At 69.7% G+C, this 14,815-nt stretch carries 13 protein-coding genes; 4 read left to right on the forward strand and 9 right to left on the reverse strand.

Annotated features, from left to right (window positions below):
• Positions 1-86: 86 nt before the first annotated feature.
• The 6 genes from AC3X7R_RS14740 to AC3X7R_RS14765 all read right to left on the reverse strand — a co-directional run bounded on the left by AC3X7R_RS14740 (position 87) and on the right by AC3X7R_RS14765 (position 6,353).
• Complete coding sequence (locus AC3X7R_RS14740; protein ID WP_489966416.1) at positions 87-1,217, reverse strand: thiolase family protein; 1,131 nt, start codon at positions 1,215-1,217, stop codon at positions 87-89.
• Between the two features lie 84 nt (positions 1,218-1,301).
• Positions 1,302-2,057: an SDR family NAD(P)-dependent oxidoreductase gene (locus tag AC3X7R_RS14745; RefSeq protein WP_489966417.1), complete on the reverse strand. Its 756-nt coding sequence runs from the start codon at positions 2,055-2,057 to the stop codon at positions 1,302-1,304.
• Positions 2,058-2,161: 104 nt separating this feature from the next.
• Complete coding sequence (locus tag AC3X7R_RS14750; RefSeq protein ID WP_489966418.1) at positions 2,162-2,956, reverse strand: crotonase/enoyl-CoA hydratase family protein; 795 nt, start codon at positions 2,954-2,956, stop codon at positions 2,162-2,164.
• 42 nt (positions 2,957-2,998) lie between these two features.
• On the reverse strand, positions 2,999-3,802 hold the full coding sequence (locus AC3X7R_RS14755) for an amidohydrolase family protein (RefSeq protein ID WP_489966419.1): 804 nt from the start codon (positions 3,800-3,802) through the stop codon (positions 2,999-3,001).
• Positions 3,799-4,950 (reverse strand): acyl-CoA dehydrogenase family protein, encoded by a 1,152-nt coding sequence (locus tag AC3X7R_RS14760; RefSeq protein WP_489966420.1) that lies wholly within the window; start codon positions 4,948-4,950, stop codon positions 3,799-3,801. The genes AC3X7R_RS14755 and AC3X7R_RS14760 overlap by 4 nt, the downstream gene beginning before the upstream one ends.
• Positions 4,950-6,353 (reverse strand): aldehyde dehydrogenase family protein, encoded by a 1,404-nt coding sequence (locus AC3X7R_RS14765; protein ID WP_489966421.1) that lies wholly within the window; start codon positions 6,351-6,353, stop codon positions 4,950-4,952. The genes AC3X7R_RS14760 and AC3X7R_RS14765 overlap by 1 nt, the downstream gene beginning before the upstream one ends.
• A 233-nt stretch (positions 6,354-6,586) precedes the next feature.
• Between AC3X7R_RS14765 and AC3X7R_RS14770 the strand changes: the two genes are divergently transcribed.
• The 3 genes from AC3X7R_RS14770 to AC3X7R_RS14780 are packed head-to-tail and all read left to right on the forward strand — an operon-like array spanning position 6,587 to position 9,316.
• Positions 6,587-7,804, forward strand: coding sequence for an acyl-CoA dehydrogenase family protein (locus tag AC3X7R_RS14770; protein WP_489966422.1), 1,218 nt, complete (start codon positions 6,587-6,589; stop codon positions 7,802-7,804).
• A 3-nt stretch (positions 7,805-7,807) separates the two neighbouring features.
• Positions 7,808-8,827, forward strand: a complete 1,020-nt coding sequence (locus AC3X7R_RS14775; protein WP_489966423.1) for an acyl-CoA dehydrogenase family protein — start codon at positions 7,808-7,810, stop codon at positions 8,825-8,827.
• 54 nt (positions 8,828-8,881) lie between these two features.
• Entirely contained in the window at positions 8,882-9,316 is a 435-nt protein-coding gene (locus AC3X7R_RS14780; RefSeq protein ID WP_489966424.1) for a universal stress protein, read from the forward strand.
• Positions 9,317-9,408: 92 nt separating this feature from the next.
• Here the strand turns inward: AC3X7R_RS14780 and AC3X7R_RS14785 are convergent, their stop codons facing one another.
• Both AC3X7R_RS14785 and AC3X7R_RS14790 read right to left on the reverse strand, forming a co-directional pair.
• Positions 9,409-10,560, reverse strand: coding sequence for an MsnO8 family LLM class oxidoreductase (locus tag AC3X7R_RS14785; protein ID WP_489966425.1), 1,152 nt, complete (start codon positions 10,558-10,560; stop codon positions 9,409-9,411).
• A gap of 102 nt (positions 10,561-10,662) precedes the next feature.
• Positions 10,663-12,306, reverse strand: a complete 1,644-nt coding sequence (locus AC3X7R_RS14790) for an FAD-binding protein (RefSeq protein WP_489966426.1) — start codon at positions 12,304-12,306, stop codon at positions 10,663-10,665.
• Between the two features lie 105 nt (positions 12,307-12,411).
• Here AC3X7R_RS14790 and AC3X7R_RS14795 point away from each other — a divergent pair, with 105 nt between their 5' ends.
• A complete protein-coding gene (locus tag AC3X7R_RS14795; RefSeq protein ID WP_489966427.1) occupies positions 12,412-13,017 on the forward strand; it encodes a TetR/AcrR family transcriptional regulator in 606 nt (201 codons plus the stop codon).
• A 252-nt stretch (positions 13,018-13,269) separates the two neighbouring features.
• Here AC3X7R_RS14795 and AC3X7R_RS14800 read toward each other — a convergent pair whose 3' ends face one another.
• Positions 13,270-14,622, reverse strand: a complete 1,353-nt coding sequence (locus tag AC3X7R_RS14800; RefSeq protein ID WP_489966428.1) for a carotenoid oxygenase family protein — start codon at positions 14,620-14,622, stop codon at positions 13,270-13,272.
• Positions 14,623-14,815: the final 193 nt, after the last annotated feature.

Genomic DNA, 14,815 nt, shown 5'->3' on the forward strand with positions numbered 1-14,815 from the left:
TCTCCTGATCTGTGAGCCCGGCGCCGAGGGCCGGGAGACCGACCCTCCCGCGAGGGTCGGAGTGCGGACGAGTCGCGCGGGGATGGTCAGAGGAGCTCGAGGATGGTGGCGTTCGCCAGTCCCCCGGCCTCGCACATGGTCTGGAGGCCGTAGCGGATCCCGTTGTCACGCATGTGGTGGACCAACCGCGTCATCAAGATCGCCCCGGACCCACCCAGCGGGTGACCCACCGCGATCGCCCCACCCAGCGGGTTGAGCCGCTCCTGCTCGGCCCCGGTCTCCACCAACCACGACAACGGCACCGGCGCGAACGCCTCGTTGACCTCGAACGCCCCGATCTCCTCGATCGAGAGCCCCGACCTCTTCAACGCCAGCTCCGTGGCCCGGATCGGACCGGTCAACATGATCACCGGGTCATCACCGGCCACCACCGAGGTGTGGATCCGCGCGATCGGCGTCAACCCGTGGGCCCGCGCGACCTCCGAGGACGTCACCAGCACCGCCCCGGCACCATCGGAGATCTGCGAGGCATTGCCCGCCGAGATCACCCCATCGGCCTTGAACGGCGTCGCCAACGACGCCAGCTTCTCCACCGTGCCACCACGACGGATCCCCTCATCGGCCACCAGCCCACCGGTCGGCACCAGCTGCGAGGCGAACGCCCCCGCATCCGTGGCCGCCGCCGCCAGCTCGTGCGAACGCAGCGAGTACTCATCGAGGAACGTGCGCGAGAAACCCCACCGCTCCGCGATCATCTCCGCCCCCACACCCTGGTTGAAACCCTGGACGCCGTAGGCCTCCAGCACGTGGTCAGGGACGGGCTGGCCGCCCTGAGCGGCGCTGCCCATGGGCACCCGGCTCATCGACTCCACACCACCGGCGACCGCGAAGTCGTAATGCCCAGCGATCACCCCCGCCGCAGCGAAGCTCACCGCCTGCTGGCTCGACCCGCACGCCCGGTTCACCGACGTCCCCGGCACACTCTCAGGCCACCCCGCCGCCATCACCGCGTTCCGCCCGATGTTGCTCGCCTGCTCCGAGACCTGGGAGACACACCCCCAGACCACGTCATCGACCATCCCCGCATCCAGCCCGGTGCGCTCCACCAAAGCCTTCAGCACCACCGCCGACAGATCAGCAGGATGAAACCCCGCCAACGCCCCGTTGCGCTTGCCGATCGGTGTCCGAACAGCATCGACGATGACCGCGTCCCTCATGTGCAACTCCCGCAAAAATCGATGGTTGTTGACCAACTACTAATTACTAGTCATGCAACCACACTTCTGCATGGTGCGCAAGGGTCACTGCTTGGCGGTCTCGCCCCCGTCGATCACGTAGACGGCTCCGGAGACGAACTTCGAGACCGGCGAGGACAGGTAGCAGACCAGCCCACCGATCTCGTCGGGCTCGGCCATGCGCCTGGCGGGGATCTTGCGGACCCGCTTGGCGAGGACGTCGGGGTTGCCGGTCACGTAGGCCTGCGCCTCGGTGGCGAAGGCACCCGGCGCGATGGCATTCACCTGGATGTCGTGGCGGGCCCACTCGGCCGCCAGAGCCTTCGTCATCTGGATCGCGGCACCCTTGGAGGCCGAGTAGGCCGCGAGGGTCGCCTTGCCGAGGATGCCCGAGGTCGAGACGACGTTGATGATCCGACCCCCCTCCCCCGCCTTGACGAAGTGCCGGCCCGCCGCCTGGGAGAGCACGGCGATCGAGGCCACGTTGACCTCCATGACCTCGTCGAAGAGGGCCATGTCCATCTCGAGGAAGTCCGCGGCGGGTGCGATGCCCGCGTTGTTCACCACGACGTCCAGACGTCCGAGTCGCTCGACCGCGACGTCGGCCAGGGCCGCGACCTGCGCACGGTCGCGCATGTCGCACACGTGGGGATGGATGGTCCCGGGGAACTCCTCCGTGGCGAGCTCCTCGAGGCTGGCCTCCGTCCGGGCGACCGCCAGGACGTTCGCGCCTTCCGCGGCCAGGGCCCGTGCGGCGGCCCGTCCCAGTCCCTTGCTCGCGCCGGTCACGATGACTCCGCGCCCGTTCAGCTGCATGTCCATGCTGTCTACCTCGCCAAGATCAGCGGCGCCGAACGACGCCGGATGTGCGTCCGGTCGGTCGACCGGACGGGGGTGGGCTGCCGCCCGGAAAGTGCCAGGGCCGTTCAGGCGCCGGTCCAGACGGGGGCGCGCTTCTCGGTGAAGGCCAGCGCCCCTTCCTTGGCGTCCGAGGACTCCCGCACGGGAGTGGTCAGCTCGTTCTGGCGCTCGAACGCCTCCTGGGCCGGCCACGAGGGGCTGTCCTGGAGGATCTGCTTGGTGGCCGCGACGGCCAGGGGGCCACATGCGGCCACCTCCGCCGCGAGCTCCAGGGCGGCCGGGATCGCGCCACCCGGCTCGACCACCTTGTTGATGAGGCCCAACCGGTGCGCCTCCGACGCGGAGATCTGCTTGCCGGTCAGCGCCAGCTCCATGGCCAGGTGGTAGGGCAGTCGCCCGGGCAGCCGCAGCAGCCCGCCGCCGTTGGCGACGAGGCCACGCTTGACCTCGGGGAGAGCGAAGAAGGTGTTCTCGGAGGCGACGATCATGTCGCAGGCGAGCACGATCTCGAAGCCGCCCGCCACGGCCGGACCGTCCACGGCGGCGATGATCGGCTTGCGCGGCGGACCCTGCACCAAGCCGGCGAAGCCACGCCCGGGTGTGATCGGACGCTCGCCGCGCAGGAACGCCTTGAGGTCCATGCCCGCGCAGAACGTCGGTCCGTTCGCAGCAAGCACCCCGACCATCAGGTCCCGACGCTCGTCCAGCTCGGTGACCGCCTGGTCCACCGCCGTGGCCATCTCGAGGTTGACGGCGTTGCGCGCGCCGGGCCGGTTGAGGGTGATCGTGCGGACACCGTTCTCGTCCGTGACGAGCACCGGCTGCTCGTCGGTCTGGGGCAGGGCTTCAGAGGTTGTCATCGATGTGCTCCGTACGGTGGTGGTCAAGGGTGCGGTCGCGGCTCAGGCGGTCGCGGCGGCGTCGATCCCGAGGAGCCGGGCGAGGTTCCCGCCGAGGATCGCGCTCTCCTCCTCGGCGCTCAGCCCGAGGGCCCGGATCGCGGCGATCTCGGTCGCCGGGTCGGTCATCGGCCAGTCGGAGCCGAACACGACGCGATCAGCACCATGGCGGCGGATGATGTCGACGACCCGGTCGGGCGCCAGGGTGCCCATGCTCGGCGGCCACGACGTCTCCAGGTGCACGTCGGCCCCGACGGACCACTGCTCGGCCTCGTCCAGCACCTGGTAGCCGCCGTAGTGCGCCGCGATCAGCCGCAGGCCCGGGATCGCGGCCATCATCGCGTGGAGGTGCTTGGGCGCACCCCGCTCGTTCTGCTCCGCGTCGCCGCCCGAGCCGACGTGGGCCAGGACGGGGATGTCGTTCTCAGCCAGGGCTCCGAGGATCTCCCGCGTGCGCTCGTCGGCAAAGGCGACGGCCTGGAAGAGGGGGTGCAGCTTGACCCCGACGACACCGTTGTCCAGGAGCGCCGAGAGGTTCTCCTCCACCGAGAGGTCCGGGTGGACGGTGCCGAAGGGGATGAACCTCGAGCGGTCGACCTTCCCGATGAACTCGTTCGTGCGCCCCACGGTGCGTCCCACGTTGGCCACGGCCAGGGTCAGCGCCATGTCGATGCCCGCGTTGTCGAGGGTGCGTCGCAGCCCGTCCAGCGTCCCGTCGTGGACCGGGTCGAGCCCGACCGGGCGGTCGGCCAGGACCTTGCGTGCGATCTCGTCGGGCCAGACGTGGCAGTGCGCGTCGATGATCATCCGCGGTGCCCCCTCACCAGCTGCTTGGAGAGTGCGTCGAGCAGGACCTCGGTCGCCCCCTCGTAGACGCGCATGGGCCGGGCCGCCCGGTAGAGGCGCTCGATGCGCGACCCGCGCACCAGGCCGAAACGACCCATCACCTGGACGCTGCGGTCGACCACTCGTCCGGCGACCTCCGTCGCCCCGATCTTCGCCATCGAGGACAGGTGCAGACTCCCCATCGGGTCCGCGGCGGCCGCCTGAGCCACCTGGTAGGTGAAGCTCCGCGCCATCTCGATCTCGGTCCACGACATCGCCAGCATCTGGGGCACGGGCCCCAGTCGCGCCAGCGGAGTGCCGAACTGCTCCCGCCCCGTGGTGTGCGTCAGCGCGTCGTCCAGGGCGGCCTGCGCAGTTCCCACCGCGGCGCCGGCGACCGAGACGCGGAACGTCGCGAGGGTGGCCAGCACGAGCCGGAAGCCCTTCCCGGCCTGGCCGATCCGGTGCGAGGCCGGGACCCGGACCTCGTCGAACCGGATGTCGCCCAGCACGTGGGGTGCCATGATCTGGTACGGACGACTGGTCGTGACTCCCGGCGTGTCGGCGGGCACGAGGACGAGCGAGTAGCCCTCGTCGTCGCCGGTCCTCTCCTTGCCGAGCACGCAGTAGAAGCTGGCGTCGCCCCCGTTGGTGATGAAGCTCTTCGTGCCGTTCACGACGAGCTCGTCGCCCTCGGCACGGATCGTGGTGCTGAGCGCCTTGAGGTCCGAGCCCACGTCCGGCTCGGTCAGCGCGAGCGCGGCGATCGCCTCCATGGCCGCCACCCTCGGCAGCCAACGCTCCTTCAGCTCCTCCGAACCTCCGACGGAGATCGCGTAGCTGCCGATCCCCTGCATGGCGAAGAGCGAGTCGAGGTGGCTGGACGAGGCAGCCAGCTGCTCGCGCACGACTGTGACCGCCAGCGAGTCGGGGGCGGGGAACTGGCCACCATAGGCAGCCGGCACCTGGACGGCCGCCAGGCCGCTGGCCTTGAGGAGCTCCAGCACCTCCGCGTCGACCGAGTCGGACTCGTCGGCGCGCTCCGCGTGCGCGAGACACTCGTCGGCCAGCGCACGGGCCCTGTCTCGCAGCTCCTGGTGCTGTGCGCCCAGGGCGGGGAACGCGGCCATCAGAGCCTCACCGCCACGAACTTGGTCTGTGTGTAGTGCTGCAGAGCCTCCACGCCCTTCTCCCTGCCGTATCCGCTGTTCTTGATACCCCCGAAGGGGCCTTCCACGAGCCCGGTGAGCCAGTCGTTGACAAACACCTGGCCCGCCTCGAGCCGCGACGCCACCCGGTGCGCACGCGCCACGTCGCGCGTCCACACCCCGGCGGCCAAGCCGAAGTCCGAGTCGTTCGCGATAGCGACGGCGTCGTCCTCGGTCTCAAACCTCAGCACGGCGAGGACCGGACCGAAGATCTCCTCCCGCGCGATCGTCATCGTGTTGTCGACATCGGTGTAGACGGTCGGCTCGACGAGCCAGCCGTCCCCGGCCGCGGCGCCACCGGCCGCCAGGGTGGCCCCGTCGGCGCGCGCGACGTCGAAGTAGGAGCAGACCTTGTTGAACTGGTCCTCCGTGGTCATCTGGCCGTACGACTCGCCGGGGCGGATCTTGGCCACCTCCTCGAGGAGCAGACCGACGAACTCGTCGTGGATCTCCTCGGCCACGAGCAGCCTGGTCCCGGCGCTGCACACCTGGCCGGCGTTGGCGGTGAAGGCACGCACCGCGCCCGCGGCGGCGGCCGGGAGGTCGGCGTCCGCGAAGACGATGTTGGCCGACTTGCCGCCCAGCTCGAGGGTCAGCGGAAGGATGCGGTCCGCAGCCACCCGGCCGATCTCACGACCTGCTCGCACGGACCCGGTGAAGGCGACCTTGCGGATCTCCTCGTGCTCCACCAGGGGCTGGCCGACGGCCAGCCCGGTACCGGTCACGACGTTGAACACACCTGCGGGGAGTCCGGCCTGGGAGGCGATGCGGGCGAGCTCGAGCGTCGTGGTCGAGGTGAACTCGGACGGCTTGACCACCGCCACGTTGCCCGTCAGCAGGGCGGGCGCGACAGCCCGTGCGGCCTGCGCGAGCGGCGCGTTCCAAGGCGTGATGATGCCGATGACCCCGTACGGCTCGCGGGTCGCGTAGCCGTGCATGCCTGGTCCCAGGTCGATGACGTCACCGGAGGGGAGGTTCGACAGTCCGGCGTAGAAGTCGAAGTAGGCCGCGGAGCCCTCGACCTCGCGCAGAGCCTGGGCCAGGGGCTTCCCGGCCTCCGCCGCCTCCAGCTCTCCCAGTAGCTGGGCCTCAGCGCGCATGCCGTCCGCGATGGCCGTGAGGAGGCGCCCGCGGGCACCGGGCTTGACGGCGCGCCAGGCCTGGAACGCCGACGCGGCAGAAGCCACGGCCCTGCTGACGTCGTCCGGCGTCCCGTCCGCCACCTCCGCGATCAGCTCACCGCTCCCGGGTGACGTGGAGACGAGATGGCGGCCGTCGACCGGCGCGACCTCCTCGCCGCCGATCCAGTGGCCGTATGTCTTCATGGAGCTACCTCTCACGCGGCGGACACTTCTGGGTGCATGACTCAAGCATGCGGAATAATCTTTTTTTGTCAACCAACAAAGATCCTCTTCCCATCGCCCGCGAGATCAGGTAGGACTATCGCAGCGGGGCTCGATGGGTGCTTGATCCTCGGACCGGCCGTAGTGGTGCTGCGGCCCGGAGCGAGTCGGAGAAGCGCGACCTGTCCCCTGCCCGCACACGAGAGAGGCGACTCATGGACTTTGACGACACACCCGACCAGGCAGCGCTGCGTGCCGAGGTGCGGGAGTTCCTGCGCCGGCACGCGGACGAGATCGCGCACGGCGACGGCGCCTACCTCGAGGAGCCCGGGACCGACCGCGTCGAGGAGCTGCGACGCACCCAGGCGATCCTCTTCGACGCGGGTCTGATCGGACTCACGTGGCCGCAGGCCTACGGCGGTCGGGGCGGGACCAACGCCCAGCAGGCCGTGGTGAACGAGGAGCTGCACCGGGCGCGGGTCGCCGGACCGATCGGGCACGTCGGGCTCGGCATGTGCGGGCCCACCGTCCTGCGCCACGGCAGCGAGGACCAGAAGCAGCGCTACATCCGCCGGTTGCTGCGCGCCGACGACATCTGGTGCCAGCTGTTCAGCGAGCCCGGTGGCGGCAGCGACCTGGCGGCCCTGCGTACCAAGGCAGTGCGCCAGGACGACGGCTGGCACGTGACGGGGCAGAAGGTCTGGACCACCCTGGCCCAGCACAGCAGGTACGGCATCCTGCTGGCACGCACCGACCCCTCCGCCGCGAAGCACCGTGGACTGACGATGTTCGTCCTCGACATGCACTCCCCCGGCGTGACGGTCCGCCCGCTGCGACAGATGAACGGTCACGCGAGCTTCAACGAGGTCTTCCTCGACGACGTGGTGATCGACGACTCGGAGCGCCTGGGCGCCGTCGACGACGGGTGGCGCGTCGCCCTCACGACCCTGATGAACGAACGGATGGCCGTGGGAGGTGGCGGCGGCGAGATCGGCATCCGCAGTGACGCACTGGTCGCGCACGCCGCCCGTCGGCTGCCCGAGCTGGACGCGGACCGCCGTGCCGTGGCCACGCAGGCCCTGGGCCGGGTGCTCGTCGAGTCCCTGGCGGCGCGGTACTCCGGCTACCGCCTCCAGACGACGCTGGAGAAGGGCGGTCAGCCGGGCCCCGAGGCGAGCGCCGGCAAGCTGACGGCGGTGCGGGTCGCACACGCCACCGCGGATCTCGGCCAGCGGCTGCTCGGCGAGGACGCCGTCACCGCCCGCTCCCGGGAGGGGGACTGGCGCTGGGCCACGTCACAGGCATCCACGCCGGGCATCGCCCTGGCCGGCGGGACCGACGAGATCCTGCGCAACATCATCGGCGAGCGCGTGCTGGGACTCCCCTCTGATCGCCTGCCCGCCCCCACGAGCGCCAACCCCGAAAGCAGGTAGACCGTGAACTTCGACATCGATGAGGAGCAGCGGTACTTCGCCGAGCACGCGGGCACCTTCTTCTCGGAGCAGGCGGGCCCCGAGCACGCCCGGACACTGCTCGACGAGCCCGGTGAGCCGACGCCCGGTCGGAAGATGCTCGCCGAGCTCGGATTCTCCTCGCTCACCATCCCCGAAGAGGCAGGCGGCGTCGGCGCCGAGCTGCTCAACATGGCCCTCGTGGCCGAGCAGGCGGGCCGGCATCTGGCGGGTCCCTCGCTCGCGACCGCCGCGCGGGCGGCGGTCCTGCTGCAGGACGACGTCGCCAGGCTGCGTGAGGTCTGCGACGGGACGATGACGCTGTCGGTCGTCGACGGACCCCCCGCAGACTCCCACCCGTCCCTCGACGCCCTCAGCGCCACGCACTTCCTCGCGCTGGACGGCGACGACCTGGTCCTCGGCGAAGGTCGGGTCACTCCCTGCGAGCCGATTGACGCGACCCGGGGGCTCGGCTACGTCGAGCTGACCTCGTCCACCGTCCTGATGGCCGACGCCCGCGAGAGGTGGGAGCGTGCCAGGCAGGTCGCGTGCGTGGTGCTGGCCGCCGAGGGTCTCGGCGCAGCCGGACGGGTGGTCGAGCTCGGCATCGAGCACGCGAAGAACCGAGAGACCTTCGGACGCCAGATCGGCGCCTACCAGGCGGTCAAGCACCGGCTGGTCGACGACTGGGTGGCGGTGAACGAGCTTCGTTCGCTGGTCTGGTGGGCCGCGTGGTCGGCCGACCACGCCCCCGACCAGCTCCCGATGGCGGCCTCGGCGGCGAAGGCGTTCTGCGCCAGGACCCTCGAGACGGCCTGCGAGTCGCTCATCCACGTGCTCGGCGCGATCGGGTTCACCTGGGAGCACGACGCTCACCTCTACTGGCGGCGCGCCAAGGTCGACCGGCTCCTCCTGGGCGACGAGAGCGAGCACCTCGCGACGGTGGTGCAGCTGAGCCTTGCAGCCTCCGTCGAGGCGTCCGACGCACAGCCGACCTTCGCGTAGGGCACCAGCCCGACGCCGCTCCGAGTGCCGGGGCATCACCCACAGGGAGAGAATGTGAACACCACCATCGTCACCGGTGTCGACGGCAGCGACACAGCCCTCGAGGCCGCGCGCCAAGCCGCACGACTCGCGACCGCTCTACAGGCACACCTCCACGTGCTGGCCGCCTACGGCAACGTGGAGAGCCGTCGCGTCCAGGCCGAGGCGGAGACCTTCGTGCTCAACCCGAAGGCCGACGCCCTTCAGGCCGCCGAGCAAGCGGCGGAGCAGCTCCGCGCCGAGTTCCCGGGTCTGGCCGTGGAGGCGTCTGCCGCCGAGGGAAAGCCGGCAGACGCGCTCGTCCACGCGGCGGAGCAGCTCGACGCGAACCTGATTGTCGTCGGAAACAAGAGGGTCCAGGGGCTGGCCCGCATCCTTGGCAGCATCGCGACGGACGTGGCTCACAAGTCTCCCTGCGACGTCTACATCGCCCACACCCACCAGCACTGAGGGCAGGCGCGCCTGGCCCGCGCGGTGGCCGGGCCCGATCGGGTCGGTCGGCGATGCGTGTGACAACGCGCTGACGGAGTCGGCAACGGCCTCTACAAGGCCGGGTGCCTCCGACGGGAGTCCGTGCGGGCAGCGTCGCTGGGTGTGAGTGCGAAGACCTCGGCGAGCAGCTCGTGGGAGCGCATGCGGTCAGCAGGATCGGCGATGAGGTTCTGGATCATCAGCTCGTCGGCACCGCTCTCTTCGACCATCTGCTCCAGGGTCGCGCGGACGTCGTCGGGGCCACCGGCGACGAACCGCGGCCACTGACCGTCGGTGATGCTGGTCGGCTCCGCCTGCTGGGCCGGGGTGAGCTCACGGGCAGCCTCGTCAGCCGAGGGGATCGTGGCCCCGCCGCCCATCCGGCCCAACCGGGCGTAGAAGCCCTTGGCCGAGCCCACCAGTCGCTCACCGTCGGCCGCGGTCTCGCCGACGGTGACGTTGACCGCGAGGATCGCACGCGGCGACTCGAGGCCGAAGCCCTGAGGACGGAACGACTCGCGGTAGTGGCGCAGGGCCGGGGCAGCCCCAGGCGGGTTGATGAATCCGGCGAACGTGTAACCGATACCGAGCCCTGCCGCAAGATTGGAACCGTTCGGGCTCGATCCCAGCAACCACGTCTGCGGGACATGGGGCACCGTCGGCATGAGGGGGTTCCCGGCGAACGCGTGGTCCTCGGGGAACGTCCCGTACAGCCAGGACAGCGTCTCCAGGACCTGCTGCTGGTGGTCCACCCGAAGCCGTTTCTGGCGGTCCTGCTGAAGCGCGAGGTCGATCACCGGGCCGGCCGTGGCACGTCCCATCCCCAGGTCTACGCGGCCCGGGGCCATCGCCTCGAGCTGCTGGAAAAGCTCGGCGACCTTGAACGGGCTGTAGTGGTTCATCAGCACCGCCCCGGAGCCCAACCTGATGCTCGAGGTGTGCACGGACGCTGCGGCAATCAGCAGCTCGGGGTGGTGCGAGGCGCCGGAGCGACTCAGGTGGTGCTCGGCGAACCAGACCCGGTGGAAGCCGAGCCGCTCCGCATGGCGAGTGACCTCCAGCGAGTCAGCCAAGGCGTCGCTCTCGGAGGTACCGGGCGCGACGGTCCCGAGGTCTACGATCGACAACTTCAAGGTCGTGCTCCTTGCAGGTGGGTGGGCATCGACCATCTCAGGTCGGCACAGCGGGGCTGCGAAGTGCTCGCTGTCGTCGGGGACGTGCACTCACACCGAGCTACGTCATCCCAGCCTCTCCTCTCCGAGCTGCGCCACCGGTTCACCGCCGCTGTTCAGCTCGCGAGCTGAACAGCGGCGGCGACGTAGACGTCAGTCCGAGAGCCGCCCAGCGGCGTGGTTGGCGGCGATGTAGCCGAACACCAGACCTTGGGCGATCGTCGCACCCGGTCCGGGGTAGACCCTGCCGAAGGCGTTGCCGGCTGCGTTGCCTGTCGCATACAGGCCCTCGATGACCGATCCGTCTGCACGCAGGGCGCGGGCGAACTCGTCGGCCTTCACGCCGCCGCAGGTGCCGAGGTCGCCGGGGACTACCTTGACCGCGTAGAACGGGCCTTGGTCGATCGGGCCCAGGCACGGATTCGGTTTGACGGCGGGGTCGCCGTAGTAGCGGTCATAGGCGCTGTCGCCGCGGCCGAAATCGTCATCGTGCCCGGAAGCGCACAAGGTGTTGAAGCGTTGGACGCTTTGCGGCAGCGCCGCCATGCCCAGCTCTGCGGCCAACTTCTCCAGCGAGTCGGCCTTCTTGACCACGCCGGCGTCGTACCACTCTTGCGGGAAGGACTGGCGCGGGAAGATCGACCCGCCGAACACGTACCGGTTGCGGTAGCGCTGGTCGAAGACCATCCACACCGGCAGGTCCTCACGAAGCATCTCCTTGCCGGCCGACATGTAGTTGACGGCCTCGTTCATGAAGCGCTCACCAGCCTGGTTGACGATGATCTGGCCGGGCAGTGAACGCTCGGCCAGCAGCGTGCCGGGCATGGGCCCGGGGATCGGCACTGCCGGGAACCACCAGGACTCCTCCATGAAGGCCAGGTCCGCGCCGACCGCCTGGGCGGCGATGGTGATCGCGTCACCGGTGTTCGCCGGGTTGCCCAACGCCCAGTCGGTGTCGAGCTTCTCCGACTGGTAGGTGTGCCGCATCGCCTCATTGCGGTCGAAACCGCCCGCCGCGAGAACCACGCCGTGCTTCGCCCGGACGCTGATGTCCTTGCCGTCACGGTGCACCACCACCCCGACGACGCGATCATCCTCGACGAGCAATTCCTTCAGTGGCGAGTCGAGCCACACCGGGATGTTCCGGGCCCGAACCCCGGCGTACAACCCAGCGGCCAACGCGCCACCACCGGCGATGTACTCGCGGCCGATCGCCAGACCGCCCACGCCCATACCCAGCAGGCGCGCCGCGACGACGATGCCGCGCGGAGTCCGGGCGACCAGGTTGAGCCACTTGTAGCTACTACCGGTCACCGGCATCGGGAACGGCGCTTCCAGCGCGGGTGGACGCAACTTGTCACGGTCGGCACCCAGCTTGCGGGCGTTGAAGGGCTTCGGCTCCATGGCCCGCCCGACCGCCGACCCTCCGGGGAGCTCCGGGAAGTAGTCGGCGTAGTCGGCCATGTGACCGAACTTCAGCGGTGTCAGGCGCCGCAGGGCATTGACTGCCTCGGCGCCATGAGACAGGAACGACTTCCAGCGCGCCTCGGGCGCTTCCCCGCCCGTCACAGCAGCCAGGTACTCGGTCGCTTGGGACATCGAGTCCGGCGCTCCAGCCTCGGCCAGCATGGGGTTGCACGGCACCCAGAAGCCACCGCCCGACAGGGCAGTCGAGCCGCCCACGTACTCCGACTTCTCCACGAGCAGAACCGACATTCCTGCCTCGGCCGCCGCCAACGCGGCCAGCATCCCGGTTCCGGTCCCCACGACCACCATGTCGAATGACTTGTTAACCATCTCACACTCCTTTGTCCAGCAATACTTACCACATGGCAGGGTTTCGTTTTGGCCGAACTCCCTGCGCGTCCCATAAGTGGCACCGTGGTGGGAGATACTGGAGGAGTGACGAAGTTGGGGCGCGGGCCGTACAAGGTCGGACTGGCGAAACGGGCCGCGATCCTCGACGCGGCGTTGGAGGAGTTCTCGCAAGCGGGTTTCGAGGCCGCCTCACTTCGTTCCATCGCCGCCCGAGTCGGGATCACCCACAGCGGCCTGCAGCACCACTTCGCATCCAAGAACGAGCTTCTGCTGGGCGTGCTCGTCGCTCAGGAGGAGGCTGATCGCCAGTTCTTCGACGAGGGCGCTCTGCTGGACGTCGACGACCTCGTCAGTGCCTACGCACGCGTCGCCGAACGCCGTCGCTCCACCCCTGCCTGGACCCGGCTGTGGATCAGCCTCAAGCTGAACGTCGCAGCGCAACCCGACCACGTTGCCGCGGTCTTCGTCCGACAGCGTGCCGCGGCCTGGGACCAAGAACTGACCGACGTGTTCCACCGGGCGCAGACCGCCGGTCTCATTGCCGCCGACGTCGATTGCGCTGCGGCCGCCCGCGGCTTCCTCACCCTCCATGAGGGACTCATGATCCGACAGATGCTCGACCCGAGTACTGACGTGGACGGTCCACTGCGCTGGACGCTCACCCAGCTCCGCGCAAGCGACCGGGAATAGTGCGCGACCGCCGAGCAAGCACAAGACTGCTTACCGGTAGGAAGCACTGGGCCTCGCCTTGCACCCCAGCAATCTTGGCAAGGCCGAAACCCACGGTGATGCTCAGGGACGCCCCTGGCGTGCGTCAGCGACGCAGCACAGCGCGGACGAGACGCGTAGTGCGGGCAGCGGGTGCCGGGCACAGGTGCTCCGCGGGACGCATCGGTATGCGGGAGTGCCCCCGCGTCAGGGGCGGATTCCGAAATTCATTGCTCAGGCGAGGGCGGAGTCGGGGATCCAGCTCCCATGGAATCCCTGCGGCACCCGGGCCGGCAGGTGGACCGTGGCCACGGGATGTCCGAAGTCGTGGGCATCGATGATCACCAGGTCGCTGGCGCCGCGCGTGGCGTCGTACACGTAGCCCATGAGCCAGCCGTCGTCCTCGCCAGCCGCGCTGTCGGCCGGGACGAACGCCATCTCGCTGGCGATGCGGCCGGAGCCCAGGTCCACCTCGACGGTGGTGCCGGCGAGAAGGTCGTGCTTGCGCACAGCGGTCCGAGGGTCGTCGCCCAGGGCGCCCAGGTCGCGCACCGAGGATGCGCCGATCGTGTAGCCGTAGCGGTGGCGGCGGCCAGTGAGTCGTTCGTCCCCGCGTGGGAACTCCGTGCCGCGATCGTCGATCGTCTCGGTGAGGACCTTGCGTGCCCGCGGGTCGATCGTCCAGCGCTCCAGCCGGGGGCGATCGGAGACGGGCTCGCCGTCCTCGGCGAAGGCATGGTCGTGCACCACCAGGTCGATGATCACTCGATCACCGTCGTCGAAGGCGTTGAGGGGGTGGTAGACGAAGCACGGCTCGACGTCGATCCACACGACGTCGGACCCGGTGCCCGCCCGGGGCAGGAGCCCGACCCGGGCCCCGTTGTCGGGGCGCCAGCGGAAGGGCAGGGCCACGCTCTGGAGGGCGAGCTCCAGGTCGAAGAGCACAGGCAGGTCGAAGAGCACGACCCGGGAGCCGGTCAGGCCCATGTCGTGGAGCATGACCGGGGCCGGAAGGTCGATGTCGACAGTGCTGAGGAGCTCCCCGGCAGGGTCGATCACGTGATAGCGCAACGCGGGGTTGTCGAAGCCGTAGCTCATCACGTGCATCTCGCCGTTGTTCGGGTCGAACTTGGGGTGAGCGGTGATGCCGGCAGGGAGAGGGCCGCCGAAGTTGCGCGTGGCGACCGTGTCCAGGTCGCCCGTCAGCTCATAAGGCAGCGAGCCCTCGGTCACGGCCAGGATCCGGCCGGCGTGGGCGAACACGTTGGTGTTGCCCGAGCCGGAGTACCAACCGCCGTCCTCGTGGGGCACAGGGGGCTCATCGAGGTGCGCGCTGGCCTCGGGGCTGCGCACCCAGCGGTTGCGGTACCAGCGTGGCCGGCCGCCGTGCAGGTCGACGCCGTGCACCATCCCGTCGCCCGCGAACCAGTGGTACGTGTCGGCCTGCGCTGCGAACGGGTTGGGCCCGGTGCGGATGTACCTGCCCGCCAGGCCCGGCGGCACCGCGCCCGTGACCTCGAGCTCCGTGGCGGTCAGCTCAGTGGCCACCGGCGCGAAGTGGCCGTCGAGGTACGTCGCTGCAGTCATCGTCTGCTCCCTAGCATCGGTCGCCGAGCCGACCCCACCAATAGACACCCCCCTGCGGCTACGCGTCAATCCGTGTGACGCGATCCCGTCACCCGGCTCCTTGGCCGGCTTCCTTCCCCGGGTGCGCAACTACCCGCCTCTCACCCCATCCCCTTCTCGACAGGGCTGCAGCAGCGAGCAGGTCGGCGGCAAC

This window comes from Nocardioides sp. Z22_16, assembly GCF_058134365.1.

Bases quoted from the DNA above. Each gene is read 5' to 3' on its own strand.
- AC3X7R_RS14740 (WP_489966416.1), bottom strand. From the start codon at position 1,217: ATGAGGGACGCGGTCATCGTCGATGCTGTTCGGACACCGATCGGCAAG.
- AC3X7R_RS14765 (WP_489966421.1), bottom strand. From the start codon at position 6,353: ATGAAGACATACGGCCACTGGATCGGCGGCGAGGAGGTCGCGCCGGTC.
- AC3X7R_RS14790 (WP_489966426.1), bottom strand. From the start codon at position 12,306: ATGGTTAACAAGTCATTCGACATGGTGGTCGTGGGGACCGGAACCGGG.
- AC3X7R_RS14750 (WP_489966418.1), bottom strand. From the start codon at position 2,956: ATGACAACCTCTGAAGCCCTGCCCCAGACCGACGAGCAGCCGGTGCTC.
- AC3X7R_RS14745 (WP_489966417.1), bottom strand. From the start codon at position 2,057: ATGGACATGCAGCTGAACGGGCGCGGAGTCATCGTGACCGGCGCGAGC.
- AC3X7R_RS14755 (WP_489966419.1), bottom strand. From the start codon at position 3,802: ATGATCATCGACGCGCACTGCCACGTCTGGCCCGACGAGATCGCACGC.
- AC3X7R_RS14760 (WP_489966420.1), bottom strand. From the start codon at position 4,950: ATGGCCGCGTTCCCCGCCCTGGGCGCACAGCACCAGGAGCTGCGAGAC.
- AC3X7R_RS14770 (WP_489966422.1), top strand. From the start codon at position 6,587: ATGGACTTTGACGACACACCCGACCAGGCAGCGCTGCGTGCCGAGGTG.
- AC3X7R_RS14800 (WP_489966428.1), bottom strand. From the start codon at position 14,622: ATGACTGCAGCGACGTACCTCGACGGCCACTTCGCGCCGGTGGCCACT.